The organism is Psychrobacter sp. TB20-MNA-CIBAN-0197, from assembly GCF_040309765.1.
In the GTDB taxonomy this organism is placed as follows: Bacteria; Pseudomonadota; Gammaproteobacteria; order Pseudomonadales; family Moraxellaceae; genus Psychrobacter; species Psychrobacter submarinus.
On sequence record NZ_JBEOPC010000675.1, the window covers coordinates 1 to 268 of the forward strand.

Sequence of the window (268 nt, forward strand, 5' to 3'; positions counted from 1 at the left end):
TACCTATCTTAGCCGTTATGCCGTGGGCGTATGTTGGTTTTGAGACCACACCGCAAATTTCAAAGGCGATTAGTGATTCAAAAACCAAGACCAAAAGTATTATCCTAATCTCACTCATCGCCGGTGTGTTGTTTTACTTTTTAATCAACTACTTTACCGCGCTAAACATGAGCTTTGACTATCAAGCGATCAAAGACAGCCACTGGGCAACAGGTGAAGGCATAGACAATCGGATTGGTAGCATTGGTATTTGGCTACTGTCAATAGC

General features: G+C 42.5%; 1 protein-coding gene. It reads left to right on the forward strand.

Going from position 1 to position 268, the window contains the following annotated elements; all coding sequences use genetic code 11:
• Nucleotides 1-268, forward strand: a 268-nt coding sequence (locus AAEY83_RS15485) for a hypothetical protein (protein ID WP_502945200.1), incomplete at both ends; no start/stop codon positions are given.